This is a genomic window from Scrofimicrobium canadense (assembly GCF_009696615.1).
In the GTDB taxonomy this organism is placed as follows: domain Bacteria; phylum Actinomycetota; class Actinomycetes; order Actinomycetales; family Actinomycetaceae; genus Scrofimicrobium; species Scrofimicrobium canadense.
Map to the genome: position 1 here is coordinate 125064 of NZ_VULO01000003.1, position 23089 is coordinate 148152.

The following is a 23089-nucleotide window of genomic DNA, read 5'->3' on the forward strand; positions in this document are numbered from 1 at the left end:
CGACCCATCTATGTCTTTTTGCTAAAGGACTACTTGTCTTCTGCGTCTTCAGTGGACGAGGTGTCCTCATCTGTAGTAACTGCCTCTGCCTCAACGGCTTCCTCGGTTACTTCAGTTTCCTCTTCGGCTGCAGCCTCGTTCGCTTCCTTTTCGGCAGCTTTCTTAGCTGTCGCGGTAGCGTCCTTGACGATTGCCTTCTTCATCACTGGTTCAGTGACGATCGAGATTTCAGCCAAGGGGGCATTGTCACCCTTGCGGTTTCCAAGGGGAATGATGCGCGTGTATCCACCTTGGCGTTCTTTATCGATCGAGGGAGCAACCTCGTCAAAGAGGACGTACAGTGCTTCCTTGTCGGTAATCTTGCGTCCGACTACACGGCGATCGTGGATGGTACCGCGACGTGCCTTAGTCACCAGCTTTTCAAAATATGGCTGAAGTGCTTTCGCTTTGGCCTCCGTGGTCCGAATTGAACCGTGAAGAGTCAGCTGGGTAGCCAGATTCTTGAGAATTTGACGCTGGTGCGAAGGTGAACCGCCGAGGCGGGGGCCTTTCTTAGGGGTGGGCATAAATGCTCCTCAATAACGAAAATGAAAAATCAGATGGCGGGAGTGTCAGAGAAAATGGAGCCGCCTTCAGACGGTGGCACCTGCGAATCTTTCAATGCCATTCCCAAGCCAGCGAGGGCTTCTTTGATTTCCTCGATTGACTTGGTGCCAAAGTTACGGATATCCAACAGATCGGCCTCTGAGTGAGCAAGAAGCTCACCCACGGTCAAGATCCCACGACGACGCAGCGCGTTGAAAGAACGGGACTGAAGGTTCAGCGTTTCGATCGGCTGTGCCAAATCAGCTGCCACTGTCTCATCCGTGACGGTGGGGCCAATTTCGATGCCTTCTGCCTCGATGTTGAGATCTCTTGCTAGTCCAAAGAGCTCAACCAGTGTCTTACCTGCTGATGCAAGCGCATCGCGAGGATCAATAGCTGGCTTTGTCTCAATGTCGATGATCAGCTTGTCGAAGTCCGTGCGCTGTTCAACACGGGTGGCTTCCACCTTGTAGGTCACTTTGAGGACTGGCGAGTAGATCGAGTCAACAGGGATACGCGACAATTCGGCATCGGGATCCTTGTTTTGAGCGGCCGAAACATATCCACGTCCGCGTTCAACTGTCAGCTCTGCCTCAAGCTTGCCGTGCTCATTGAGCGTCGCAATGTGGAGATCAAGGTTGTGAACTTCCACCCCTGCTGGAGGTGTGATATCCGCAGCTGTGACTTCACCGGGACCCTGCTTGCGCAGATACATTACAACCGGCTCGTCATTCTCTGAGGAGATAACTAGCTGCTTGACGTTGAGAATGATTTCGGAAACATCTTCCTTTACACCCTCAATAGTCTGAAACTCATGCGGAACGCCCTCAATGCGAATCGAGGTGACTGCCGCTCCAGGAATAGATGAAAGAAGGGTACGACGAAGCGAGTTTCCAAGCGTGTAGCCAAAGCCCGGTTCTAGGGGCTCAAGCGTAAAACGCGAACGGTATTCGCTGACAACCTCTTCAGTCAGAATGGGTCGCTGTGCAATCAGCACGTTTGTTCCTTTCTTACCAGTGACCGCTATATGACACTGGGGGGTTCGGAGTTGAAAGGGGTGATGACGTCAGCCGCGGCGACGCTTAGGAGGACGACATCCGTTGTGTGCTTGCGGAGTGACATCCTGAATAGTGCCAACTTCTAAGCCGGCAGCCTGGAGAGAACGGATAGCTGTCTCACGACCTGAACCAGGTCCCTTGACGAATACATCCACTTTCTTCATGCCTTGTTCCTGCGCGCGGCGAGCAGCAGCCTCTGCTGCTAACTGTGCTGCGAATGGGGTAGACTTACGTGAGCCCTTGAATCCAACTTGACCAGAACTTGACGAGGCGATGACTGCCCCAGTCGGGTCGGTGATAGAAACAATGGTGTTGTTAAAGGTCGAACGAATGTGAGCCTGTCCGTGGGTCACATTGCGACGCTCTTTGCGACGCGGCTTACGCGACGAAGTCGCGCGAGTCTTTTGAGCCATTTGGTGCTTTCTCCTACAATCTAGGCGCTATGCGCTACTTCTACTTAGCCTTCTTCTTACCTGCGACGGTACGCTTTGGTCCCTTACGGGTACGTGCGTTCGTCTTTGTGCGCTGTCCGTGCACGGGAAGCCCGCGACGGTGACGAAGGCCTTGGTAGCAGCCAATTTCGATCTTGCGTCGAATATCAGCCTGCACCTCGCGACGCAAATCTCCCTCAACCTGGAAGTTAGAATCAATGAAGCTGCGGAGCTTCACCAGATCCTCTTCTGTCGCGTCTTTTACGCGCAGGTCAGGGCTTACACCGGTTGCCTCCAGGGTTTCCTTAGCCCGGGTGCGGCCAATGCCGTAGATGTAGGTGAGTGCGATCTCCATGCGCTTTTCGCGAGGGAGATCGACGCCGGCAATACGTGCCATATTTTCTATTTCTCCGTGTTTCTCTCAGAGGTGTCGCCCACTCTCCGTTTCCGGCCCCAGCCTCTGAACTGAGGGTTCCTCTCAGGGAGGTGAGTGAACGCTGACTGCGCCGCGTTAGCCTTGGCGCTGTTTGTGGCGTGGGTTTTCACAGATGACCATGACATTGCCGTGGCGACGAATCACCTTGCACTTGTCACAGATCTTCTTCACGCTGGGTTTTACCTTCATCAGAAGTCCTCAGTCGTCATCGGTAGCGGTAGACAATACGACCTCGGGAGAGGTCATAAGGGCTTAGTTCAACAACCACGCGGTCGTCCGGGAGTATCCGGATGTAGTGCTGCCGCATCTTGCCAGAGATATGTGCGAGCACGATGTGCTCATTCTCTAACTGGACGCGGAACATGGCGTTGGGCAACGCCTCGACAACCGTGCCCTCAACCTCGATTACGCCGTCTTTCTTCGCCATATCCTCCGCTAGTCCTCACATCAGTATTTTGGGTACGCAGATGAGCATGCCCGATCAACTAGCTTAGTAGAGAAATTCAAGTGAAACTAGCCAGATCGGGCTCAAGTAACCGATCTCACCAAACGACACGCACTCATGATACCTTTACCGCCTTACAACGCGACCAGCTAGCCCAACGATGGGCACAAGTCCCGCAATTATTGCGCACGCTCCAAATACTTCGCGAAGGGTGTACAAATCTGCCCCATTCCTCTTTCGACAGTGTTCTGCCCATGCCCAAAAAGGGAGGACTGCTAGCACAGCGGTGATAGAACCTGGTGTGTATCCTCGGAAAAGAGCCACTTGCCCCAGATGCGTAAGACCGTGAAGTCCAAAAGCCAATACGCTCGAGCGGTAGAAAGAAGACCGCCCTTGTGACTTCACTCCCGCAGCAGCTGCAGCCAATACGCCGACGCCTACTAGCGTGATTGCAAAATGTGCCTGCTGGTCTGTCATGCCTTTCTCTGGCCACGGCAGAGGGAGTTTCAGGCTACGTAACCTGGCTGCATGTTTCCTGGTCCACTGGCCCATGGTGAACCATTCTTCGATGTCGTTGATTGTCCACGAGGCGACAAGTGCCGCGGGGACCAGTGCGTTACAGTTTGCTGCCATCACCGCATCCATCTTGTGCTATGCAGTGGTGACGACCACCGGTTCCACATCAAAGTCTTTCAATCCAGCAGCGCCACTATCGAATGCGGTCAGTACGGAAATGCCTCCTGGCAAGACAGCTACTGTGTGCTCCCAGTGAGCAGAAGGAGATCCATCTTTGGTAACAACCGTCCAGTCATCTGCTAAGACGTCAGTAGCTATGTCGCCAGCAACAACCATTGGCTCAATGCACAGCACCATGCCTGGCTTGACCTTTTCGCTACGTCCACGAACTGGATAGTTATAGACAGTGGGGCCTTCGTGAAGCTCGTTACCGATACCGTGGCCCGTGTAGCCTTCGATTAGCCCATAGGGTGAGTTTTCAGCTACGTACTGATCAATAGCAACACCGATGTCATTGATTCGACGCGCAGCTGATAGAGCGGCTATACCCGCCCACATCGACCCCTCGGTTACCCTACTGAGGTCTTCGAGTTCCTCATAGCCGTCCCCGACAACCGTTGTGAAGGCCGCGTCGCCATGCCACCATTTTCCGTCCTCACGAATTCTCGCACCGCAATCGAAGGAGACAATGTCTCCGTCTTTTAGCTTTCTATCCGAGGGAATACCGTGGACTATTTCTTCATTGACACTAATGCACACATTCGCGGGAAACCCTTGATAATGCAGGAAGTTTGGTTCAGCATCATGCGCCGCAGTGACCTCGCCAACCACGTGGTCGAGATCTCGCAGTCTTACCCCAGGAGCACATGCGTCGGCTAAAGCCTTATGGATCGCAGCCACAACCAGGCCAGCCTCACGCATATAGGCCATCTCGGCCGCGTTCTTGAGTCCGACCCGCACGTTAGACCGCGACCGTCCGCGCCTGAAGCACCGCAAAAACGCGCCCACTGACCTCTTCGATTGTCCCTACCCCATCGACCACTTCCAGTAGGTCCTGATCGGCATAGTAAGTAGATACCGGCTCAGTCTTGCGGTGGTACTCATGAAGACGTTCTGCAAATACCTCTGGAGAATCGTCGGTGCGTCCCTCTATTTGTGCCCGATGCACCATGTGCTCAACTAAAACATCATGCGGAGCATTTATGTCGATAACTACGTCCAGCTTCGCATCTTGACTAGCCAGCATGTCTCGCAAGGCATGAGCTTGGTCTAGATTTCGTGGATATCCGTCAAGAAGAAAACCTTCTGCTACGTCTGGCGAAGAAAGTCTGGCAGCCACCATCGGATTAGTCACCGAGTCCGGAACAAAGCGGCCCTGGGAGATGTACTGATTAGCAACGACACCTAATTCAGTACCTTGAGCCATATTAGTTCGGAATATCTGTCCAGTACTGATTGCCGGAATCCCAAGCTTTTCTGAGATAATCCGAGCCTGTGTTCCCTTCCCCACTCCAGGTGGGCCCATCAGTACTAAACGTGTCATTTCAAAAACCCCTCATAGTGGTGTTGTTGCAGTTGCGCATTGATGTCTTTGACTGTCTGGAGTCCGACGCCCACCATAATCAGTAAAGTGGTACCACCAAAGGGCATCTGCCCAGGAGCAAGCTTGAGTGGAATCATAATGATTGACGGCAAAATCGCAATGATAGCCAAGTAAAGGGCGCCCACCGTTGTCAGTCGATTCATCACATACCGCAAATATTCTGCAGTAGGTTTACCTGCCCTGAATCCAGGGATGAATCCGCCATAGCGCTTCATATTATCTGCAACTTCATCGGGGTTGAAGGTAATAGAAGTGTAGAAGAAAGCAAAGGCTATGATCAAAAGACCGTTCACTAGGAGGTAGACCCACGATGTTTGGTCAAAGCTGCGTTGAATCCACTGGACCCATCCATCTTCTTGACTGCCAAACTGGGCAACCAACGGTGGTAACGCAAGAATTGACGTTGAGAAGATAACCGGGATAACACCAGCCATGTTGATCTTCAGCGGAATGTAGGTCGTAGTTCCACCGTAGGTACGACGCCCCACCATACGCTTCGCATACTGCACTGGTATGCGCCTTTGAGCCTGCTCTACAAATACGACGGCTACGGTTACAAGAAGAATCAGTACAACTATTATTGCAACTTTGCCCCAGCCGCCCCCAACACCAATCTGGAAGAGCTGCATTGGCATAGACGAAACGATAGAAGTGAAGATCAACAGCGACATACCATTACCAATACCCTTTTCGGTAATGAGTTCGCCAAACCACATGATGACGGCCGTTCCAGCGGTCATTACCAGCACCATGAACAAGTAGGTGGTGGGACCAGCATTGACGATGACTGGCATAGAACATCCGGGGAATAGCTGTCCGGATGATGCCAACGCGATCATCGTCGTTGACTGAAGTATCGCGAGGAAGATTGTGAGGTAGCGCGTGTACTGTGTCAGTTTCGCTTGTCCCGATTGTCCCTCTTTATAGAGGTCATCAAAGCGAGGCACCGCCACGCGCAACACCTGGATGATGATCGATGCCGTGATGTACGGCATGATTCCCAGTGCAAATACTGACAGCTGCAATAGAGCGCCACCAGAAAATAGGTTAAACATGTCCAGAAGGTTGGCGCCTTCTGAATTGACCGCGATGCATTCCCGAACGTTTGCGGCAGACACTCCCGGAGTGGGGACAAATGTACCCAATCGGTAAAGCGCCATAATAATCAGCGAAAAAATGATCTTACGGCGTAGGTCTGGCGTCTTGAATGCCTGTGCAAATGCTCGAAGCAAAGCTCCTCCTGGGATTGGGTCGATTCTGAGCCTACTAGGCTCTGAGTCGAAGCGGGGAGAGTTCGCCACATAGTGGTGAACTCTCCCCTATAAGAAATCAGCGTGCTGTTAGCGTGCCGCCAGCGGCCTTGATTTTTTCCTCAGCAGTTGCAGACCATTTGTCAGCTTCTACCTGGAAGGCCTTGGTGACCTCACCGGTTCCCAGTATCTTCACCGGCTTGCCTTTACGCACTGCGTTTTTGACAACGAGATCCGCAACGGTGACTGCGCCACCTTCGGGGAATAGTTCTTCGAGTAAATCTAGGTTGACAACCTGATACTCGACCCGGAAAGGATTCTTGAAACCACGTAGCTTAGGCATGCGCATATGGATCGGGGTTTGACCACCCTCGAATCCCGCACGTACCTGGTACCGGGCCTTCGTTCCCTTAGTACCGCGCCCTGCAGTCTTGCCCTTTGAACCTTCACCGCGACCCACACGAGTCTTGGCTTTCTTAGCTCCGGGCGCAGGACGTAAATGATGCAGCTTGACGACGTCGCCCTCAGCTGGCTCTAGGCCCTCTTTAGTAACCTTCGCCATCTTCACGCCTCCTCAACGTCCACAAGATGACGGACCGTGCGAACCATGCCTTTTACGGCATCGTTATTCGGACGAACAGTCGTTTGACCGATCTTCCGCAACCCCAGGTTACGCAGCGTATCCTTCATGTTCTGTTTGGCCCCAATCGGGGACTTCTTCAGAGTAATCTTCAGATCAGCCATCAGGCCACCGCCTCCGATGCCTTAGCCTCTTCAGCTGCCTTACGCTTGTCGGCTTCCCCCTCGGCGCGAGCCACCAACATAGCTGTCGGTGCGACTCGTTCTAAAGGAAGACCACGTCGCGCGGCAATCTCTTCTGGCTCTTCAAGTTGCTTGAGTGCTGCCACTGTTGCGCGAACGATGTTGATAGCGTTCGACGATCCCAATGACTTCGTCAATACGTCATGAATACCAGCGCATTCCAATACGGCGCGAACAGGACCACCCGCAATAACACCCGTACCGGGGGAAGCGGGACGCAATAGCACTACGCCTGCGGCGTCCTCTCCTTCAACCAAGTGAGGAATGGTGCGGCGAATCATGGGGACGCGGAAGAAGTTTTTCTTTGCTTCTTCTACGCCCTTGGCGATGGCCGCGGGAACTTCCTTAGCCTTGCCATAGCCGACTCCGACAGTGCCGTCGCCGTCACCCACGACTACCAAGGCAGCAAAGGAGAACCTACGTCCACCTTTGACAACTTTGGACACGCGGTTAATGGTAACTACACGCTCAATAAACTGGTTGCGGTCGTCACGTCCCTGACGTTCGCCGCCTCGGCCACCGCGGCCTCCACGCTGACGCTGGTCGCCGTCGCGGGATGTGCGGTCCGATTCTCCTCGAGTACCTCGCTGCTGTGCAGCCATCAGTTGCTCTCTCTTTCCGTTTTCCTGCTCACAGTGTGAGCCCACCCTCGCGGGCGCCGTCAGCGACCGCTGCAACACGGCCATGATACTTGTTGCCTCCGCGATCGAAGACAACGGCGGTTATGCCAGCTTCCTTTGCGCGCTCGGCAATCAGTTGACCGACTTTACTAGCTTTTTCGGTCTTCTTTGCATCGAGCTCGCGCAGTTCAGGCTCCATTGTCGAGGCGCATACAAGAGTCTTGCCCGCCTCGTCATCGACAACCTGCGCAAACATATGACGGTTCGAACGCGTGACGACCAAACGGGGCCGTTCAGGCGTACCAAATACATTGCGGCGCACGCGCTGATGCCGGCGAATGCGAGCAATGCGCTTGCCCTTACCCTTCACGGTGTAAGACATTACTTACCCGCCTTTCCGACCTTGCGACGTACAACTTCGCCGACGTAGCGAATGCCCTTGCCCTTATAGGGTTCTGGCTTCTTAATCTTACGGATGTTCGCAGCGGTTTCTCCAACCAGCTGTTTATCGATGCCAATTACCGAAAATTTGGTAGGTGACTCTAGTTTGAGCTCGATACCTTCAGGTGCCTCAACAATCACGGGGTGAGAGAAGCCAAGTGTAAACTCAAGGCCTTTACCCTTTTGAGCTGCGCGGTATCCTGTACCGACGATTTCAAGATCCTTCTTGTATCCCTCAGTAACACCCACAACCATGTTGTAGACGAGGGTGCGAGAAAGACCGTGAAGGGCGCGCGACGTACGATCGTCATTGGGTCGTTCCACGACCACTTCCGAGCCTTCAATCTTCGCGGTGATTGGATCTGGAATCGTAAGCTCCAGCTGTCCTTTAGGTCCTTTGACCTTCACATCTTGGCCGGAAATCGAAATTTCAACACCGGCTGGGATCGTGATGGGCTGCTTGCCAATACGTGACATGTCGCTCCCCCTACCAGACGTAAGCGAGGACTTCCCCGCCTACACCTTTGTCGGAAGCCTGACGGTCAGTCAGCAAACCGGAAGATGTCGAAAGAATCGCCACTCCCAGTCCGCCAAGGACCTGAGGCAAATTGGTGGACTTCGCGTACACACGCAAACCGGGCTTAGAAATACGCTTCAAGCCTGTGATTGCGCGTTCGCGCTTTGAGCCATACTTCAATGTGCAAGTGAGGGTTTTGCCGACGCGAGCGTCTTCCACCGAGGTTCCCTCGATGTAGCCTTCCTCAACTAATATTTGAGCAATAGCCGCTTTCAGCTTCGAGTACGGCATAGAAACCGACTCATGATGCGCCGAATTAGCATTGCGCAGACGCGTAAGCATGTCTGCAATCGGATCAGTCATTGTCATTTGGGGGATATCCCCTTCCTCGACGCGGTTTCCTCAGAGACATCGTGTCTCCTGGACCTACGTCGTAAGTGTTACCAGCTACTCTTATGGACGCCAGGGAGATCGCCTGAAAGGGCAAGCTCACGCAAGCAGATGCGGCACAGGCCGAATTTGCGATATACAGACTGCGGACGTCCGCAGCGGCTGCAACGCGTGTAGGCACGCACTGCGAACTTCGGCTTACGCGCGGCCTTTACTTTCATGGAGGTTTTAGCCATATTTAGTCCTCTTTGAACGGGAAGCCGAGATTCTTAAGTAATGAGCGTCCTTCTGCATCATTACGAGCAGACGTCACAACCGTGATGTCCATGCCGCGTGGTTTATCGATGGAATCTACGTTGACCTCATGGAACATAGATTGTTCGGTGAGTCCAAAAGTGTAGTTGCCATTTCCGTCAAACTGTTTAGGTGACAGTCCGCGGAAGTCACGAATACGGGGCAGAGCCGTCGAAAGCAGGCGATCTAGGAACTCCCACATGCGGTCTCCCCGCAGTGTCACAGAGGCACCGATTGCCTGTCCTTCGCGCAGCTTGAACTGAGCGATCGACTTCTTTGCGCGATTCACGCGAGGCTTCTGTCCGGTAATCGCAGTCAAGTCACGAAGCGCTCCATCAAGAGCCTTCGAATCGCGCGCGGCTTCACCCACACCCATGTTCACGACAACCTTGAGGGGTTTGGCGATTTCCATAACGTTCTCGATAGAAAATTCTTCAGCGAGAGCTGGACGAACCTTCTCGACATATTTTGTCTTTAGACGTGGCGCAGTCATACTCACACTTCCTTCCCAGCATTCTCACCGCTGCGAATCACGCGAGTGCGAATTGTCTTCGAACGCCCGTTACGCTCAACCTGTTCTTCTTTGAAGCCTACGCGAACCGGCTTCTTTGTATCAGGATCGACAAGCGCAACCTTCGCAACAGAAATAGGGGCCTCAACGGTACTGATACCGCCAGCCTGCTGACGAGCACCCTGCTTCACGTGCCGAGTCTTGAGGTTAACACCCTCGACCAACACTTTTTGTTCAGCTGGAAAGACTTTGATGACACGCCCTTGCTTGCCTTTATCTCCTGGAGCCAATGGTTCCAGGCCTTCCGCCTCGCGACGGGCATTGCGCTCTTTCAGCTTCTTTTCGTCACTGGTGCGTCCCCGCACCACTTCCACCAAGTCACCTTTACGGATTTTGGCAGCCATCAGATCACCTCCGGTGCCAGAGACACAATGCGCATAAACTTCTTATCGCGCAGCTCGCGCCCTACCGGCCCAAAAATACGGGTACCGCGGGGCTCACCGTCGTTCTTCAGAATCACGGCGGCGTTCTCGTCGAATTTGATGTATGAGCCATCGGCACGACGCGCAGCTTTCTTGGTGCGCACCACGACGGCCTTGACGACTTCACCCTTTTTGACGTTGCCGCCCGGGATCGCGTCTTTCACGGTGGCGACGATTGTGTCACCAATACCCGCGTATCTGCGACTTCCGCCGCCAAGAACGCGAATGCAAAGGATTTCCTTAGCACCCGTGTTGTCAGCGATCTTCAGTCGTGACTCCTGCTGGATCATCTTTATAAACTCCTGTCGTCGTGCCGGTTCTCAGCGGTGCTGAGCCTAGCCGAACGGATTTCCTACTTGGCCTTTTCGAGGATTTCCACCACGCGCCAGCGCTTTGTGCGCGAGAGCGGGCGTGTCTCCATGAGAAGAACCAAATCGCCTTCACGACAGGTGTTGTCCTGGTCGTGAGCCTTGACCTTCTTCGACTTGCGAACCACCTTGCCGTACAGCGGGTGTTTTGCTCTGTCTTCCAGCACGACGGTGACGGTTTTGTCCATCTTGTCGCTGGTCACATAACCGCGGCGCACCTTACGATGGTTGCGCTCGGTCGTGGTAGTGCTCTCAGTCACTGTCACTCCTCAGTAGAAGGCGCAGTGCGGATGCCAAGCTCCCGCTCCCGCGCAACCGTGTAGATTCGGGCAATTGTGCGGCGTACAGACTTCATGGCGCCGCTATCTTCCAATGAGCCTGTTGCCTGAGCAAAACGCAGATTGAAAAGCTCTGCTTTTGCACGCTCAAGCTCCTTACGCAGCTCGGCGTCATCCATGGCATCAAGCTCTATTGTCGTCAAACCCTTGTTTGCCATCAGTTTTCACCGCCTTCACGGACCACGAAACGGGTCTTCATTGGAAGCTTGTGCATGGCGCGTTCCATTGCCTCGCGGGCCAGTTGTTCTGGGACACCACCCAGTTCAAAAAGAATGCGTCCAGGCTTGACTGGTGCCACCCACCATTCTGGGGCACCTTTACCTTTACCCATACGGGTTTCGGCTGGTTTCTTCGTGAGTGGCCGATCCGGGAATACCGTGATCCACACCTTACCGCCACGTTTGATATGGCGGGTCATGGCGATACGAGCTGCCTCGATCTGGCGGTTTGTCAGGTAGGCAGGGCCAAGCGCTTGAATACCGTAGTCGCCGAAGGCCAGTTCCGTGCCACCCTTAGCCATACCACCGCGCTTTGGGCGGTGCTGTTTGCGGTATTTCACGCGACGGGGAATGAGCATTAGACTCAGGCCTCCGATCCGGTCTTGGCAGCAACAGGAGCTGCCGCATTATCAGTTGTTGCAGATGCTTGCTGCTGTTGGCGGCCTGCACCTGAGCGTCCGCGCCCACCGCGGCGATCGCCACGACGGTTTCCGCCGCGGTCTCCTGCCTTCGCCTGCTGGGCAGCAAACTCTTGCTCGGTCATATCGCCCTTGTAGATCCACACCTTCACACCGATACGTCCGAAAGTGGTGTGGGCTTCGTGCAAACCGTAGTCAATGTTCGCGCGCAGAGTCTGCAATGGCACGCGGCCCTCGCGATAGAACTCTGAACGAGACATTTCGGCTCCGCCTAAACGGCCAGAGCACTGTACTCGGATACCCTTTGCGCCAGCGCGCTGCGCGGACTGCATAGCCTTGCGCATCGCACGACGGAATGACACGCGAGCCGCTAGCTGCTCAGCAATTCCCTGTGCAACAAGCTGCGCGTCGATCTCAGGGTTCTTCACCTCGAGAATATTGAGCTGAACCTGCTTGCCAGTGAGCTTCTCCAAGTCTTGGCGTAGCCTGTCGGCCTCAGCTCCACGACGTCCAATGACGATACCTGGACGAGCCGTATACAGGTCAACTTTCACACGATCACGGGTGCGCTCAATTTTCACCTTGGAAATACCGGCGCGCTCAAGACCATCCGAAAGCAGCTTGCGAATGGCTACATCCTCAGCGACAAAATCTCTATACCGCTGGCCCTTGGTGGTGGAATCCGCAAACCACTTCGAACGGTGTTCTGTGGTGATTCCCAGGCGGAAACCTGTGGGATTTACTTTTTGTCCCATTATTGACTCCCTACCTTTCGTCCTCGGTGCCAACGATCACAGTGATATGACTGGTGCGCTTAAGAATGCGGCCAGCCCTTCCCTGTGCTCGGGGACGGAACCGCTTCATCGTTGGTCCCTCATCAACGTAGATTTCTACGATCTGAAGATCGCCCTCGTTGAACTTCTCCCCCGTTGCTTCAGCAACCTGCTTGGCATTTGCAACAGCACTCATAAGTACTTTGCGAACGTCATTAGCAACTGCTTGGGGAGCGAATGTCAAAATGTCCGCTGCATCCAAAACCGACTTGCCTCGCACCGCATTAACGACGCGACGGGCCTTCTGGGGTGTGACGCGGACAAAGCGCGCTTGCGCCTTGGCTTTCATCTCTCAGCCTTTCCGGGGCGCCTAGCGGCGCCGCCCCTTGCGGTCGTCTTTATCGTGGCTACGGAAGGTGCGCGTAGGTGCGAACTCTCCTAGCTTGTGGCCAACCATCGATTCCGTAATAAACACGGGAACGTGCTTACGGCCATCATGAACGGCAAATGTGTGGCCCAAGAAATCAGGAGTGATCATGGAACGACGGGACCAGGTCTTAATGACAGTCTTCGTCCCCTTCTCATTCTGTTCGTCAACCTTCTTTTGCAAGTGCGGGTCGACGAAGGGGCCCTTCTTCAAACTACGTGGCATGTGAGCTCCTTATCAACGCTTCTTGCCAGTGCGGCGACGGCGAACAATGTACTTATCGCTAGGCTTATTCTGCTTGCGAGTGCGTCCCTCAGGCTTGCCCCAAGGGCTAACTGGGTGACGACCACCAGAAGTACGGCCTTCACCACCACCGTGTGGGTGGTCAACCGGGTTCATGGCAACACCACGGACAATCGGACGGCGGCCCTTCCAGCGCATACGGCCAGCTTTACCCCAGCGGATATTTCCCTGCTCAGCATTGCCGACTGAACCGATCGATGCACGGCAGTTGATGTCAACGTTGCGGATTTCACCCGAGGGTAACCTCAACTGAGCGAAACGGCCCTCTTTAGCAACAAGCTGGACCGAAGCTCCCGCAGACCGAGCCAGCTGAGCGCCATGCCCGGCCTTGAGTTCAACCGCGTGGATAACAGTACCCAGTGGGATGTTACGAAGAGGCAAGCAGTTACCTGGTTTGATGTCAGCTTTAGGACCGTTTTCAATCCGGTCGCCCTGCTTGATGTTTTCTGGAGCAATGATGTAGCGCTTCTCGCCATCGGCGTACTTCAGCAATGCGATATTCGCCGTGCGGTTCGGATCGTATTCGATCTCTGCGACGACTGCTGGTATGCCATCTTTATCATTGCGTTTGAAGTCGATGAGACGATATGCGCGTTTGTGTCCACCACCGCGGTGACGCGTGGTGACACGCCCATATGAGTTGCGACCGCCCGACTTCGACAGTGGCTTGACCAACGACTTTTCAGGAGTCGAGCGTGTGATCTCAGCGAAATCAGAAACGCTAGAGTTACGTCGACCCGGAGTCGTGGGCTTGTACTTGCGAATTCCCATTAGTTCCTCTTCCCGACCTAGCGCGCTTCGCCGAACACGTCGATCGAGCCCGAACGCAAGGTGACAATGGCGCGCTTCCAGTTTTTGCGCTTACCAATGCCATCACGCGTACGATAGACCTTACCTTGGCGATTTTGCGTGGCAACCTTAGCTACCTTCACACCAAAGATCTCTTCGATCGCAATTTTGATCTCTGTTTTGTTGGCACGAGGGTCAACCTCAAAGGTGTACTTTCCCTCGTCCATCAGTCCCGAAGACTTCTCAGTAACTACGGGAGCGATGATGATATCGCGTGGGTTCTTCGAAAACTCTAGACTCACAGCTGCTCCTCAGTTTCCGCCTCGTCCTGCGCCTCGGTTCCTAGGAACGCGGCGAGCGCATCGACAGAGAAGATGACGTCGTCATTTACCATGACATCGTAGGTATTGAGCTGATCTGCCCAGATAACCTGTGCCTGCTGCAGATTCTGCAGCGACAGCGCTGTAACCATTTCGTCACGAGTGAGAACCACCAAAGCAAGCCGGTCACCAACAAGCGCTTGAAGAGCTGCCTTGGCGGCCTTCGTTGAAGGTGTCTTGCCTGAAACCAGTTCATTTACAACGTGAACACGATCATTACGGGCGCGGTCTGATAGGGCCGAACGCAAAGCGCCAGCCTTCATCTTCTTAGGTGTCCGCTGTGAGTAATCACGTGGTTGCGGACCATGGACAACTCCACCACCAGTGAAGTGTGGTGCGCGAATAGATCCTTGGCGGGCATTACCTGTTCCCTTTTGACGGAAAGGCTTCTTGCCACTACCAGAGACCATTCCACGAGTCTTCGTCGCGTGTGTGCCTTGACGGGCAGCAGCCTGCTGGGCCACGACCACCTGGTGGATCAATGGAATATTCAGTGGACGGTCAAAGTGTTCGCCAGGAAGAGCAACCTCAGAACGAGTGTTATTTCCTTTTGCGTTCTTTACCTTGACGGTACGATCTTGAAGTTCAACGGTACTCACAGTCACGCTCCCTTCACCGCAGTGCGAACCATGACGACCGCATTCTTAGGTCCGGGGATAGCCCCTTTGATGAGCAATAGACCACGGTCTGCGTCGATACCTTGTACCTTGAGGTTCTGAACAGTGGTCTTAGTATTACCCATGCGTCCGGCCATACGCTGCCCCTTGAAGATACGTCCAGGGGTAGCACAGGCACCGATGGATCCTGGCTTACGGTGAATTTTATGTGCACCGTGGCTAGCAGGACCGCCAGCAAAGCCATGGCGCTTCATAACGCCTGCAAAGCCTTTACCTTTAGTGTTGCCAGATACGTCAACCAGTTGTCCAACATCAAATGTGTCAGCTGCCAGTTCCTGGCCTAGTTCATATGAATCAGCGTCAGCAGTGCGGAACTCCGCTACATGACGCTTCGGGGAGACGCCAGCCTTCTCAAAGTGGCCAGCAAGTGGTTTGGTGACGCGGCGCGGGTCGATGTCTTCAAAACCAACCTGTACGGCTGCATAGCCGTCAACGTCGGGAACGCGGACCTGCGTTACAACGTTCGTGCCTACCTGCACGACGGTAAGAGGCACCAGCCGTCCGTTCTCATCCCAAACCTGGGTCATGCCCAGCTTGCGGCCAAGCAGCGCTTTAGCCGTTTTGGTGTTCGTAGTCATTGCAGATGTCCTCAGAGCTTAATCTCGATGTTCACGTCGGCGGGTAGGTCAAGACGCATGAGCGAATCGACGGCCTTGGGCGTGGGATCAATGATGTCGATGAGACGCTTATGTGTACGCATCTCAAACTGCTCGCGGCTGTCCTTGTATTTGTGGGGCGACCGAATAACCACGAATACGTTCTTTTCGGTCGGTAGGGGTACTGGACCCACGACTGTTGCGCCAGCTGCCTGTACTTTCTCTACGATTTTCTTCGCAGAGTCGTCAATCACCGCGTGGTCGTAGGACTTCAGCCGGATGCGGATTTTCTGTCCCGCCATGGCGCCTAACCTCTTCTCATACAGATTCGTCACCGGTTCCCGCACTCGGGCGTGTCGCATTTTGCGACACACATATGAGCCTCGGATTTCCCTCGGGAACCGTTGTCTTGTCAAAAGATCTTGAGCATTGTGCTCTATTCTTCAGGAAAACCTGAAGAAACCCCACTGCTGCGGGGCAACTCCACTATCTTGGCACTTTTCAAGGCATACACGCAAGCTAGACCTCTGCGATTCGGTGTGAAACGCCTTACCTTGCTTGTCCATACCGCATATAGCGCTAGTTAAGAAGCAGCCAAACAAGGGCACATACTGCGCCGATCGCAATTACCCCCATGAATAGGGTCCACCATACTAAGCCATGAGACCTTGTCGACTGTTTCGGCCGCTGAATACTTGGTGGCGACACGGACGGTGCCGCATGGGTAACCGGAGAAGGCACCGGTTCCCCTCGAACAGAATATGTGGGCGTAGATACGCCTTGAAGTACGGGATCGTAAGCCAGTCTATGCGACGACAGCACTACTGACGTACCTGCTTCATGGCGCGAAGTTGGCTTCATAGGAAGTGGCTGTTGGGGTGCCTTCACCGACTTCTGGCGTTGCGCAAGCACCGTCTGGTCAAGCCTCCGTGCTGATAGTTGCGTGCTATCGGCCTCGTTACGGAAGGAAATTTGCGTTTGGTCGAAGCCCACTTTTCGCGTAGAAAGCTCTGTCCGATCGTCTACTTCAGTTTTACGTACTGAAGGTGCAGTGTCATCGTCCAACTCAGCGGGCACTGTTACTTCCTCCACTCAATTGGCATGATCCCAGGCAACGATGAGCTAGCCCCACCAGCAGATCTCCCATCAACCCGGATCACAACAGCAGTGACATTATCCCTCGACCCTTCTGCGATCGCCTCGTTGACTAGCCCTGCAGCAATAGTATCGGCGGAAGAGTCAGAAGCCAGCCATCTGTACAGCGTCCCTTCATCAAGCACGCCGTGGAGACCGTCAGAGCAGATCAACACCGTATCTCCAGGGACAATCGGCGTAATCCAATAGTCTGCGTCGCTCTCTCCATCCCCTACGGCCTTGGTGATGACGTTCTTATGCGGATGGTGTCGGGCCTGTTCACTGTCGAGGATCCCTGCGCGCAGTAATTCGGCGACTTCAGAGTGATCTTGACTGAGAGCCTGAATTCTCCCGCCTACACAGCGATACACGCGTGAATCGCCCAGATTCATCACTATCCACGTCCACCGACCCTGTGATTCCTGTACCGCCACCACACCGCTGAGTGTCGAGCCGGCTCCACCGCCTATATCGGTCACGGAACGCTGGGCGGTAGCTATGCACTCGCGGACCGAGCCTGCAGAAATATCTGTGCGCCCAATAAGCGAGGCAAACTCATCAACAACAGCCTGACTTGCGCGTTCCCCCGCGCTGTGACCACCCATCCCGTCGGCAACGAGATACACCGGAAACTCTGCCAACAGTGAATCCTCATTGAGATCGCGATAGGGGCCACGGTTTGTGGCACCCGCAGCCTGTATGTCGAATGACTCGAGGGGCCCAGTCATTGGTTACGCCGTTGTCTCTAGGGAGAATTCGAGGTCGCCCAGAATGAAGGTCCCACTCAAGCGGCCGCCTCCATCGAGTTCGGCCTCTGAACCATCATCAGCTACTAAAAAGATCCCATTTGTCGAATCCAAGTCCTCAATGATCCACCCCTCTGTCTCACGTGAGAGGCGCGCATGGGTTTTTGAGACTGTGCGAGTAGCGTCTTTGACGTTAATGAGTTGAACATCCGTTTCCCAGGCTGAAGGATCCAGCTTTCGACCGATAATTACAGTATCTGCTTTGAGTGGGATTCGACTTCCATCTGGAAGCACGATGGAAACCGGCTGACGACGACGAACCGCTAGAACCGTCTTTTCTTCTGGCTCATCATCCACCTGGACCCTGCGTTTTACTGGCGCTGCGGGCACCTCAACTGGCTGCGCCACCGGTGCCGAAGGCGGACGGTAGGATTCTTGGGGAGTCTGCGGAACCGGCAAATCTGATCTCCCGGGTGCTGGCGCCACGCTTCGACGAGGCGTTGCTAACGGAGTCAACGGATCAAGAGGGGTCGGAACCTGAGACACCACATCTGCGGCCGACAAGTCGTTTGACCGACTCACGGCGGGAGGCTGCTCTACGGGAGGACCTGTGGGCGTTGGGGGCTCTGGGACTTGTGCTGTCGGAGCAGTGGGCAGCGGACGGATCGGCTTCCATCCGGGAGGAGGCGGAGGTACGGGGGGCAGGTTATGTCCTGTCGAATGCGGCATCGACGGTGACTCATTCTTTTTGGATGCCATCAGCTAGTCATTCCCTTTTCCTGTCGGTTTTTCTTCTTAAATGATCTTAGAGACAGTTTAGCCCGCCACTGCTTCTTGGCTGCCTCATGGCCAGCCAAAGTGGCTCGGGCTGAAGCGACCACGTCCCAATAATGCTTGGCATCTGCTTCACTAATGGGGTCCGATGAAAAGGCGGCAAAATCAGCCCCGTTGGCCAGGTATGAGGCCTTTTCATCATATGGATCATAGAGCATAGCCAGTTCGCTTCGCGTGCTCACACCAGGTCCAGGCAGACCGAAGTCGATAGCTTCATCAACAAACTGTTCCCATCCTGCAACGACGCGTTTTCTGGGATCAGTGTTGCGGTATCGCGATGAACGGCGAAGTGCTTTCGCACCAAGAATTGCAATAACGGGTAATACCAGCAACAACAGGATCAGCGCACCAATACCGATGTTTCTCCAAATCCTCGCTGATGCCTGGTCGGATAATTCCGGGGATGTGTTTGAAGCGTCCAGTGCTTCTGTGTCTTGCGGGTATCCTGCAGGAGGCGGAATAGACTCAACCTGTTTTGGCTGAACAGGCGTGTAGTTTTCTGGATCTGCTCCCTGTTGTGGTTCTGGCAGTGGTGCCATTTCCCACTGCGGTGTCACATCAAGTGGGGCCCAAGCACCTGTCGCCGCATCGCGCACTTCAATCCAAGCAGATATATTCCGTCCAAAGCAGGTTCCGTCTTCACAAGGGGGGATCGTGAATCGGTCTTCATGTTCGCGGCTCAAGACTGCGCCGACCACTACTCTGACGTCGTATCCTAAATGGTCGGCAATAAGGGCTGCGGCTACGGCAAACTGTTCGTCATCACCAGTCGTAGCGACAAGCATCGCGGGGTCCGTATTGGCTGGCAGCGAAAGCTGGCGCTGTAGCATCTCTGAGAACATCGTTCCCACCCGCCCCGCAGAATGTCCTGGGCGAGAAGGAATCGGTATCACTTCTCCAAGGTCAGCTGCCCATACTGGCGGTTCCTCACTATTCACATCCAAGGAGTGACTGAGGTATCCGCGTGAACGCAGCCGGGAAATGAGCTCTACTAACGATGCGCCATCTGAACCCAGATCCTGGGCTGCGACCCACTGCGCCACCGATGATGGCACCTGGTCGTGTGCGGCCCACTGGTGGTCATTAGATGGGCGAAATGATGTCACTTCTGACTGCGCTACTGTGTACGGCGCACTCTTGATGCGGTAGCGATCCCCCTCAGACAGACCGCCATCTGCAGTCTGTAGCCCAGTGGCGTTGGATCGACTGTAAAAGAATCCATCATTGAGGCTTTGCGCATTGGCTCCGGTGAATGTGATCGATTCGAGCTCACCAACAAGGGGAACCCACGCTCCTGTATAGTCGCGAATTTCAAAAGTAGTTTCTTCGCTTGGATTGGACGTAGGGAGGAACGAAGGAACCCTCACAAATGTGCTGCTGTCTGCAGGGCTGGCGGACAACAACGTCGCAGTTTTTCCATCGTAATGGTCCAAAATGGCGAGGCGAACCCTCTCACCTGCCCCATCGACTAAGAACAATGGCTGGCTATAGTGCTCGTCATCAAAAAATTGCCTGTAGCTAACTAATGGGCTCAACTGTTGTTCAGCAAACAGCTCAGGGTCGGTACCTTCACGTAATGTTGTGCGGCCACTGTGAGCCATCATTGGTGTGACCAGTGCTGCTATCACAACAGATAGGGCAACAATCACCACCCCGCTGACACGTCGAAGTCCTTTACCGGCTTGTCCGCGTTGCACCACACTAGCGCCCGACCTGGTTGTAGCCGAGCGAAGTGAGTTCTTTCGTATTGCTGCTAGGCGCCACACTGCCCATCCCACCGTCAGCGCCGTGGCGACTACTCCCGTAATCAGTTGAGCAGAATAGGGAATCTGAAAAGGAAACCATTCGTTCCTAGTTCCCAATAAAGCAGATTCCACAATGAAAACCCACGCTGGGACGGCAGCCCAACCCCACCACCTGCGTAGCCTCCAGGCGAAAAGAAATGTTATAAGAGTAGTGGTAAACAATAAGAAGAAGGGAAGGGCCAGTATTTCTTGGTAGGTGCCAAGTGGCATGTCAAGGGTGAGGATGTTTTTCCAGCCGGTCACGGGAGCAATCACGATGCCCATAAGAGCTGCACCGATCCGCGATGGCTGTGAATACAATGATGGACTTGCCACGAGTAAGCCCAGAGCAACGTATGTCCCGCAAGCGACCAGCAAGGTGTGCCACCACTGCCACTTCCTGGCAAGGGATACTCCTGCCACCACGTTTCCAGCGACGATAGCGGTAACGGCAACAAGTAGGTACCATGGCGTTTCGAATATCGGCCACGCTGACGCCGCTGCAACAGCAAGAAGGGCATTGAGTAACATGTCAGCCCACAAACTGGGAGTGAGGAAGAGTTTCATTCCAACGCCCCTCTGCTCATCAAATGACGTAGGTCTTCAAGCAATCCCACTGTCATCACGTTCAGATCTCCGAGCCTACGCACTGTCGGTTCAGCACTGAGATCACAGATAACCGTCAGTATGGGGATTCCTACGGGCATAGATAGAGCAGCATTGCGAATCTCACCCGTTGTCACTGCTGAGCCGACGACTAGAAGTGCGATCGATACAGAATCCGCATTTTCAGCGGCTTGCGCGACAACATACGGAAAAGAGGCAACCCTTTGGAGACATTTCACTCCTGAGAAGCCATCAAGCATAGACAAGGGGGTAAGGGTACTCAAATGCACCAGGCCGCGTACTTCTTCTGATGCGAACGGCGGGGCTTCTTGTCCCATTGCGATGCTGAGGTTTCGTCCGTCTCGAAGACCCCGTAAGCCCAGCGAGGCGGCGACACTGACAGCCAGCTCAAATTCTTCATTATCTTGATAGCCGCCTTCTTGCACATCAAGGACCACCAACATCTCGGAACGCCGTGTCTCTTCGAATTGGCGAACCATGAGTTGCCCGGTTTTTGCTGTCGATTTCCAGTGGATTTGGCGCCGAGAGTCACCTACTGCGTATTCACGAATGGCATGAAAAGCTAAGTCATCGTTGATTAACTTCGCACTTGGACTGCCCTCCAAGTCTCGCACGTATCCGCTTGCACTGTGTGGCAACACCGTCGTCAGCGGGTGAATGTACACACGATGTTTGTCAGGCCACGTTCGCTCACGTCGCAAAAGACCGAGTGGATCGCCGGTGGAGACGTGGGGAGGTCCAACATCTATGATGCCACGTCGAGAAGTCGAGATATCGATTTTTCTATCGGTAACTGCTTTGGAACTGAGGAAAGGAATAGGCAGTTCTACCATCCCGGCACCAACGGGAAGTTCGATGGTACCTGGCAGTGCCGGGCTTCGCCTTATATTAGTAACTCGCACGGTTGCTGGCAGATCCTGCCCCACAGTGACGCGGTCTTTTTCTACTATCAGACTCACGTCGTAGCCTTTGTGTCCGACGAGGAACGGAAGGGAGAGTAGTAACAGAACACTTGACGCCGCTCCAGCGGCAATGAGCTCCGCCCACCCAAAAGTCATACCGCAAGACAATCCCGCAACGGCAAGGAATATGACCAGCCATCCTGCAGGCGAGACCGTTTCACGGACCGCTTTCCACGCCAGGAGCAAACTCTTCTTCGAGTGCAGCCAAGCCCGTCCCATTCCTGCACGCCGCTCAGCGCGCCGCTTTTCCCGCGCGCCACCAGGGGTTCTAGTCCTCCCGGTGGCAGTCCCGCGCGTGGTACCGGTGCGGTCTCTTGGGCGTGGTGAAGTAGAAGTCAAGCGAGTGCTCCCGCTGTGGGGGGAACAACATCGAGGAGTATTTGCCCCACTATTGCTTCAGCCGTCACACCTTCAAATTCTGCCTCCGGTTCAAGAATGAGTCTGTGCGCTAAAACAGGGACGGCTAGAGTCTTCACATCGTCTGGAGTGACAAAACCGCGACCGTGCGCACAGGCCCAAGTCTTTGCCATGCGGGTCAGTCCGATGGCGCCTCGCACAGAGGATCCTAGCCTGACCTGCGTGGCAGTGCGGGTTGCCTCAACTAAGCGAGAAATATAGTCCAATACCGCTGGGTCTGCGTGAACACCGTTGGCAATATCGACCATCTCGATGACTCTCTGCGGGGCAATGATTGCCGCAACAGCACGTTTGGCGGCCCCAGCACCCTGCAAAATACTCAACGTCGATGCCGCATCAGGGTATCCCAGAGAAGTCTTGAGGAGGAAACGGTCAAGTTGGGCTTCGGGGAGACGATAGGTTCCTGCCTGTTCTACGGGGTTTTGAGTGGCGATAACCATGAATGGATCACCCACTTTGCGACTGATCCCGTCAACAGTCACCTGTCCTTCTTCCATCACCTCGAGAAGAGCTGACTGTGTCTTGGGGCTGGCACGGTTGATTTCGTCAGCTAAGACTACGTTGGCGAATACTGGTCCTGGGTGGAATTCAAACTCGCGGTTTTTTTGGTCGTAGACAGTGATGCCTGTGACGTCGCCTGGAAGTAGGTCGGGGGTGAACTGAATGCGCTGCGACGTACCGTCTATGGATTCCCCCATGGCGCGGGCCAGTGATGTTTTCCCTGTCCCAGGAACGTCCTCAAGAAGAAGATGCCCCTCAGAAAGCATTGTTGCAAACGCAAGTTCGACGGCATGTTTCTTCCCAAAGATCACCTGTTCCACGTTGCTGGTTAGACGTGAAAAAACGTCCTGAAACCAGGCTGCCTGTTCTGGCGTCACTGCGTTCATGAGTTCTCC

At 54.4% G+C, this 23089-nt stretch carries 37 protein-coding genes; all 37 read right to left on the reverse strand.

Going from position 1 to position 23089, the window contains the following annotated elements; genetic code table 11:
* Nucleotides 1-29 precede the first annotated feature (29 nt).
* Nucleotides 30-566 carry a 50S ribosomal protein L17 gene (rplQ, locus tag FYJ24_RS03240; RefSeq protein ID WP_154543553.1) on the reverse strand — a complete coding sequence of 179 codons (537 nt, stop codon included), beginning with the start codon at nt 564-566 and terminating at the stop codon, nt 30-32.
* A 29-nt stretch (nt 567-595) separates the two neighbouring features.
* Entirely contained in the window at nt 596-1582 is a 987-nt protein-coding gene (locus FYJ24_RS03245; RefSeq protein WP_318656489.1) for a DNA-directed RNA polymerase subunit alpha, read from the reverse strand.
* Nucleotides 1583-1651: 69 nt separating this feature from the next.
* On the reverse strand, nt 1652-2056 hold the full coding sequence (rpsK, locus tag FYJ24_RS03250) for a 30S ribosomal protein S11 (protein WP_154543555.1): 405 nt from the start codon (nt 2054-2056) through the stop codon (nt 1652-1654).
* A gap of 40 nt (nt 2057-2096) precedes the next feature.
* Complete coding sequence (gene rpsM / locus FYJ24_RS03255) at nt 2097-2471, reverse strand: 30S ribosomal protein S13 (protein WP_154543557.1); 375 nt, start codon at nt 2469-2471, stop codon at nt 2097-2099.
* A 114-nt stretch (nt 2472-2585) separates the two neighbouring features.
* Complete coding sequence (gene rpmJ / locus FYJ24_RS03260) at nt 2586-2699, reverse strand: 50S ribosomal protein L36 (RefSeq protein ID WP_017793389.1); 114 nt, start codon at nt 2697-2699, stop codon at nt 2586-2588.
* A 16-nt stretch (nt 2700-2715) separates the two neighbouring features.
* Entirely contained in the window at nt 2716-2937 is a 222-nt protein-coding gene (infA, locus tag FYJ24_RS03265) for a translation initiation factor IF-1 (protein WP_154543559.1), read from the reverse strand.
* 144 nt (nt 2938-3081) lie between these two features.
* The gene (locus FYJ24_RS03270) at nt 3082-3588 is read right to left on the reverse strand and encodes an HXXEE domain-containing protein (RefSeq protein WP_206192470.1); all 507 of its coding nucleotides are present in this window, start codon (nt 3586-3588) and stop codon (nt 3082-3084) included.
* Nucleotides 3589-3606: 18 nt separating this feature from the next.
* Nucleotides 3607-4431, reverse strand: coding sequence for a type I methionyl aminopeptidase (map, locus tag FYJ24_RS03275; RefSeq protein WP_318656490.1), 825 nt, complete (start codon nt 4429-4431; stop codon nt 3607-3609).
* Between the two features lies 1 nt (nt 4432).
* A complete protein-coding gene (locus FYJ24_RS03280; protein WP_154543563.1) occupies nt 4433-5014 on the reverse strand; it encodes an adenylate kinase in 582 nt (193 codons plus the stop codon).
* Nucleotides 5011-6306 carry a preprotein translocase subunit SecY gene (gene secY / locus FYJ24_RS03285; RefSeq protein WP_154543565.1) on the reverse strand — a complete coding sequence of 432 codons (1296 nt, stop codon included), beginning with the start codon at nt 6304-6306 and terminating at the stop codon, nt 5011-5013. The genes FYJ24_RS03280 and secY overlap by 4 nt, the downstream gene beginning before the upstream one ends.
* 97 nt (nt 6307-6403) lie before the next feature.
* Complete coding sequence (rplO, locus tag FYJ24_RS03290) at nt 6404-6886, reverse strand: 50S ribosomal protein L15 (RefSeq protein WP_154543567.1); 483 nt, start codon at nt 6884-6886, stop codon at nt 6404-6406.
* A gap of 2 nt (nt 6887-6888) precedes the next feature.
* Nucleotides 6889-7071: a 50S ribosomal protein L30 gene (rpmD, locus tag FYJ24_RS03295; RefSeq protein WP_450097626.1), complete on the reverse strand. Its 183-nt coding sequence runs from the start codon at nt 7069-7071 to the stop codon at nt 6889-6891.
* Nucleotides 7068-7748: a 30S ribosomal protein S5 gene (rpsE, locus tag FYJ24_RS03300; RefSeq protein WP_154543571.1), complete on the reverse strand. Its 681-nt coding sequence runs from the start codon at nt 7746-7748 to the stop codon at nt 7068-7070. Before rpsE ends, rpmD begins: the two co-directional genes overlap by 4 nt.
* Before the next feature lie 28 nt (nt 7749-7776).
* A complete protein-coding gene (rplR, locus tag FYJ24_RS03305) occupies nt 7777-8148 on the reverse strand; it encodes a 50S ribosomal protein L18 (protein WP_154543572.1) in 372 nt (123 codons plus the stop codon).
* Nucleotides 8148-8684: a 50S ribosomal protein L6 gene (gene rplF, locus FYJ24_RS03310; protein WP_154543574.1), complete on the reverse strand. Its 537-nt coding sequence runs from the start codon at nt 8682-8684 to the stop codon at nt 8148-8150. The genes rplR and rplF overlap by 1 nt, the downstream gene beginning before the upstream one ends.
* A 10-nt stretch (nt 8685-8694) precedes the next feature.
* Nucleotides 8695-9093: a 30S ribosomal protein S8 gene (gene rpsH, locus FYJ24_RS03315; RefSeq protein ID WP_154543576.1), complete on the reverse strand. Its 399-nt coding sequence runs from the start codon at nt 9091-9093 to the stop codon at nt 8695-8697.
* A gap of 71 nt (nt 9094-9164) precedes the next feature.
* Nucleotides 9165-9350, reverse strand: a complete 186-nt coding sequence (locus FYJ24_RS03320; RefSeq protein ID WP_154543578.1) for a type Z 30S ribosomal protein S14 — start codon at nt 9348-9350, stop codon at nt 9165-9167.
* Between the two features lie 2 nt (nt 9351-9352).
* Nucleotides 9353-9901, reverse strand: coding sequence for a 50S ribosomal protein L5 (gene rplE / locus FYJ24_RS03325; protein ID WP_154543580.1), 549 nt, complete (start codon nt 9899-9901; stop codon nt 9353-9355).
* Nucleotides 9902-9903: 2 nt separating this feature from the next.
* Entirely contained in the window at nt 9904-10323 is a 420-nt protein-coding gene (gene rplX, locus FYJ24_RS03330) for a 50S ribosomal protein L24 (RefSeq protein ID WP_154543582.1), read from the reverse strand.
* Nucleotides 10323-10691 carry a 50S ribosomal protein L14 gene (rplN, locus tag FYJ24_RS03335; RefSeq protein ID WP_154543584.1) on the reverse strand — a complete coding sequence of 123 codons (369 nt, stop codon included), beginning with the start codon at nt 10689-10691 and terminating at the stop codon, nt 10323-10325. The genes rplX and rplN overlap by 1 nt, the downstream gene beginning before the upstream one ends.
* A gap of 62 nt (nt 10692-10753) precedes the next feature.
* Nucleotides 10754-11029 (reverse strand): 30S ribosomal protein S17, encoded by a 276-nt coding sequence (gene rpsQ, locus FYJ24_RS03340; RefSeq protein WP_318656491.1) that lies wholly within the window; start codon nt 11027-11029, stop codon nt 10754-10756.
* Between the two features lie 2 nt (nt 11030-11031).
* The gene (rpmC, locus tag FYJ24_RS03345; protein ID WP_154543586.1) at nt 11032-11265 is read right to left on the reverse strand and encodes a 50S ribosomal protein L29; all 234 of its coding nucleotides are present in this window, start codon (nt 11263-11265) and stop codon (nt 11032-11034) included.
* Nucleotides 11265-11684, reverse strand: a complete 420-nt coding sequence (gene rplP, locus FYJ24_RS03350; protein ID WP_154543588.1) for a 50S ribosomal protein L16 — start codon at nt 11682-11684, stop codon at nt 11265-11267. The genes rpmC and rplP overlap by 1 nt, the downstream gene beginning before the upstream one ends.
* Nucleotides 11685-11689: 5 nt before the next feature.
* The gene (gene rpsC / locus FYJ24_RS03355) at nt 11690-12499 is read right to left on the reverse strand and encodes a 30S ribosomal protein S3 (RefSeq protein ID WP_154543590.1); all 810 of its coding nucleotides are present in this window, start codon (nt 12497-12499) and stop codon (nt 11690-11692) included.
* A gap of 10 nt (nt 12500-12509) precedes the next feature.
* Nucleotides 12510-12866 carry a 50S ribosomal protein L22 gene (rplV, locus tag FYJ24_RS03360; protein ID WP_154543592.1) on the reverse strand — a complete coding sequence of 119 codons (357 nt, stop codon included), beginning with the start codon at nt 12864-12866 and terminating at the stop codon, nt 12510-12512.
* Nucleotides 12867-12887: 21 nt separating this feature from the next.
* Complete coding sequence (gene rpsS, locus FYJ24_RS03365; protein ID WP_154543594.1) at nt 12888-13169, reverse strand: 30S ribosomal protein S19; 282 nt, start codon at nt 13167-13169, stop codon at nt 12888-12890.
* A gap of 12 nt (nt 13170-13181) precedes the next feature.
* Nucleotides 13182-14018, reverse strand: coding sequence for a 50S ribosomal protein L2 (rplB, locus tag FYJ24_RS03370; RefSeq protein ID WP_154543596.1), 837 nt, complete (start codon nt 14016-14018; stop codon nt 13182-13184).
* A gap of 17 nt (nt 14019-14035) precedes the next feature.
* On the reverse strand, nt 14036-14338 hold the full coding sequence (gene rplW / locus FYJ24_RS03375; RefSeq protein WP_318656492.1) for a 50S ribosomal protein L23: 303 nt from the start codon (nt 14336-14338) through the stop codon (nt 14036-14038).
* On the reverse strand, nt 14335-15021 hold the full coding sequence (rplD, locus tag FYJ24_RS03380) for a 50S ribosomal protein L4 (RefSeq protein WP_318656493.1): 687 nt from the start codon (nt 15019-15021) through the stop codon (nt 14335-14337). Before rplD ends, rplW begins: the two co-directional genes overlap by 4 nt.
* A complete protein-coding gene (gene rplC / locus FYJ24_RS03385; protein ID WP_154543598.1) occupies nt 15018-15671 on the reverse strand; it encodes a 50S ribosomal protein L3 in 654 nt (217 codons plus the stop codon). The genes rplD and rplC overlap by 4 nt, the downstream gene beginning before the upstream one ends.
* 11 nt (nt 15672-15682) lie before the next feature.
* On the reverse strand, nt 15683-15991 hold the full coding sequence (gene rpsJ, locus FYJ24_RS03390; RefSeq protein WP_154543600.1) for a 30S ribosomal protein S10: 309 nt from the start codon (nt 15989-15991) through the stop codon (nt 15683-15685).
* Between the two features lie 277 nt (nt 15992-16268).
* The gene (locus tag FYJ24_RS03395) at nt 16269-16766 is read right to left on the reverse strand and encodes a hypothetical protein (RefSeq protein ID WP_154543602.1); all 498 of its coding nucleotides are present in this window, start codon (nt 16764-16766) and stop codon (nt 16269-16271) included.
* Between the two features lie 2 nt (nt 16767-16768).
* Nucleotides 16769-17551, reverse strand: a complete 783-nt coding sequence (locus FYJ24_RS03400; RefSeq protein ID WP_154543604.1) for a PP2C family protein-serine/threonine phosphatase — start codon at nt 17549-17551, stop codon at nt 16769-16771.
* Between the two features lie 3 nt (nt 17552-17554).
* On the reverse strand, nt 17555-18151 hold the full coding sequence (locus FYJ24_RS03405; RefSeq protein ID WP_206192471.1) for an FHA domain-containing protein: 597 nt from the start codon (nt 18149-18151) through the stop codon (nt 17555-17557).
* Nucleotides 18152-18327: 176 nt separating this feature from the next.
* A complete protein-coding gene (locus tag FYJ24_RS03410) occupies nt 18328-20754 on the reverse strand; it encodes a DUF3488 domain-containing protein (protein WP_154543608.1) in 2427 nt (808 codons plus the stop codon).
* The gene (locus FYJ24_RS03415; RefSeq protein ID WP_154543610.1) at nt 20751-22115 is read right to left on the reverse strand and encodes a DUF58 domain-containing protein; all 1365 of its coding nucleotides are present in this window, start codon (nt 22113-22115) and stop codon (nt 20751-20753) included. The genes FYJ24_RS03410 and FYJ24_RS03415 overlap by 4 nt, the downstream gene beginning before the upstream one ends.
* Nucleotides 22112-23080 carry an AAA family ATPase gene (locus tag FYJ24_RS03420; protein ID WP_154543612.1) on the reverse strand — a complete coding sequence of 323 codons (969 nt, stop codon included), beginning with the start codon at nt 23078-23080 and terminating at the stop codon, nt 22112-22114. The genes FYJ24_RS03415 and FYJ24_RS03420 overlap by 4 nt, the downstream gene beginning before the upstream one ends.
* Between the last annotated feature and the right edge of the window lie 9 nt (nt 23081-23089).

Excerpts from the sequence above, each read along its gene's own strand:
- rplQ (WP_154543553.1), bottom strand. The coding sequence starts at position 566 with ATGCCCACCCCTAAGAAAGGCCCCCGCCTCGGCGGTTCACCTTCGCAC.
- rpsK (WP_154543555.1), bottom strand. The coding sequence starts at position 2,056 with ATGGCTCAAAAGACTCGCGCGACTTCGTCGCGTAAGCCGCGTCGCAAA.
- rpsM (WP_154543557.1), bottom strand. The coding sequence starts at position 2,471 with ATGGCACGTATTGCCGGCGTCGATCTCCCTCGCGAAAAGCGCATGGAG.
- rpmJ (WP_017793389.1), bottom strand. The coding sequence starts at position 2,699 with ATGAAGGTAAAACCCAGCGTGAAGAAGATCTGTGACAAGTGCAAGGTG.
- infA (WP_154543559.1), bottom strand. The coding sequence starts at position 2,937 with ATGGCGAAGAAAGACGGCGTAATCGAGGTTGAGGGCACGGTTGTCGAG.
- FYJ24_RS03270 (WP_206192470.1), bottom strand. The coding sequence starts at position 3,588 with ATGGCAGCAAACTGTAACGCACTGGTCCCCGCGGCACTTGTCGCCTCG.
- FYJ24_RS03280 (WP_154543563.1), bottom strand. The coding sequence starts at position 5,014 with ATGACACGTTTAGTACTGATGGGCCCACCTGGAGTGGGGAAGGGAACA.
- rplO (WP_154543567.1), bottom strand. The coding sequence starts at position 6,886 with ATGGCGAAGGTTACTAAAGAGGGCCTAGAGCCAGCTGAGGGCGACGTC.
- rpsE (WP_154543571.1), bottom strand. The coding sequence starts at position 7,748 with ATGGCTGCACAGCAGCGAGGTACTCGAGGAGAATCGGACCGCACATCC.
- rplR (WP_154543572.1), bottom strand. The coding sequence starts at position 8,148 with ATGTCTTACACCGTGAAGGGTAAGGGCAAGCGCATTGCTCGCATTCGC.
- rplF (WP_154543574.1), bottom strand. The coding sequence starts at position 8,684 with ATGTCACGTATTGGCAAGCAGCCCATCACGATCCCAGCCGGTGTTGAA.
- rpsH (WP_154543576.1), bottom strand. The coding sequence starts at position 9,093 with ATGACAATGACTGATCCGATTGCAGACATGCTTACGCGTCTGCGCAAT.
- FYJ24_RS03320 (WP_154543578.1), bottom strand. The coding sequence starts at position 9,350 with ATGGCTAAAACCTCCATGAAAGTAAAGGCCGCGCGTAAGCCGAAGTTC.
- rplE (WP_154543580.1), bottom strand. The coding sequence starts at position 9,901 with ATGACTGCGCCACGTCTAAAGACAAAATATGTCGAGAAGGTTCGTCCA.
- rplX (WP_154543582.1), bottom strand. The coding sequence starts at position 10,323 with ATGGCTGCCAAAATCCGTAAAGGTGACTTGGTGGAAGTGGTGCGGGGA.
- rplN (WP_154543584.1), bottom strand. The coding sequence starts at position 10,691 with ATGATCCAGCAGGAGTCACGACTGAAGATCGCTGACAACACGGGTGCT.
- rpmC (WP_154543586.1), bottom strand. The coding sequence starts at position 11,265 with ATGGCAAACAAGGGTTTGACGACAATAGAGCTTGATGCCATGGATGAC.
- rplP (WP_154543588.1), bottom strand. The coding sequence starts at position 11,684 with ATGCTCATTCCCCGTCGCGTGAAATACCGCAAACAGCACCGCCCAAAG.
- rpsC (WP_154543590.1), bottom strand. The coding sequence starts at position 12,499 with ATGGGACAAAAAGTAAATCCCACAGGTTTCCGCCTGGGAATCACCACA.
- rplV (WP_154543592.1), bottom strand. The coding sequence starts at position 12,866 with ATGAAAGCCAAGGCGCAAGCGCGCTTTGTCCGCGTCACACCCCAGAAG.
- rpsS (WP_154543594.1), bottom strand. The coding sequence starts at position 13,169 with ATGCCACGTAGTTTGAAGAAGGGCCCCTTCGTCGACCCGCACTTGCAA.
- rplB (WP_154543596.1), bottom strand. The coding sequence starts at position 14,018 with ATGGGAATTCGCAAGTACAAGCCCACGACTCCGGGTCGACGTAACTCT.
- rplC (WP_154543598.1), bottom strand. The coding sequence starts at position 15,671 with ATGACTACGAACACCAAAACGGCTAAAGCGCTGCTTGGCCGCAAGCTG.
- rpsJ (WP_154543600.1), bottom strand. The coding sequence starts at position 15,991 with ATGGCGGGACAGAAAATCCGCATCCGGCTGAAGTCCTACGACCACGCG.
- FYJ24_RS03400 (WP_154543604.1), bottom strand. The coding sequence starts at position 17,551 with ATGACTGGGCCCCTCGAGTCATTCGACATACAGGCTGCGGGTGCCACA.
- FYJ24_RS03410 (WP_154543608.1), bottom strand. The coding sequence starts at position 20,754 with ATGAAACTCTTCCTCACTCCCAGTTTGTGGGCTGACATGTTACTCAAT.
- FYJ24_RS03420 (WP_154543612.1), bottom strand. The coding sequence starts at position 23,080 with ATGAACGCAGTGACGCCAGAACAGGCAGCCTGGTTTCAGGACGTTTTT.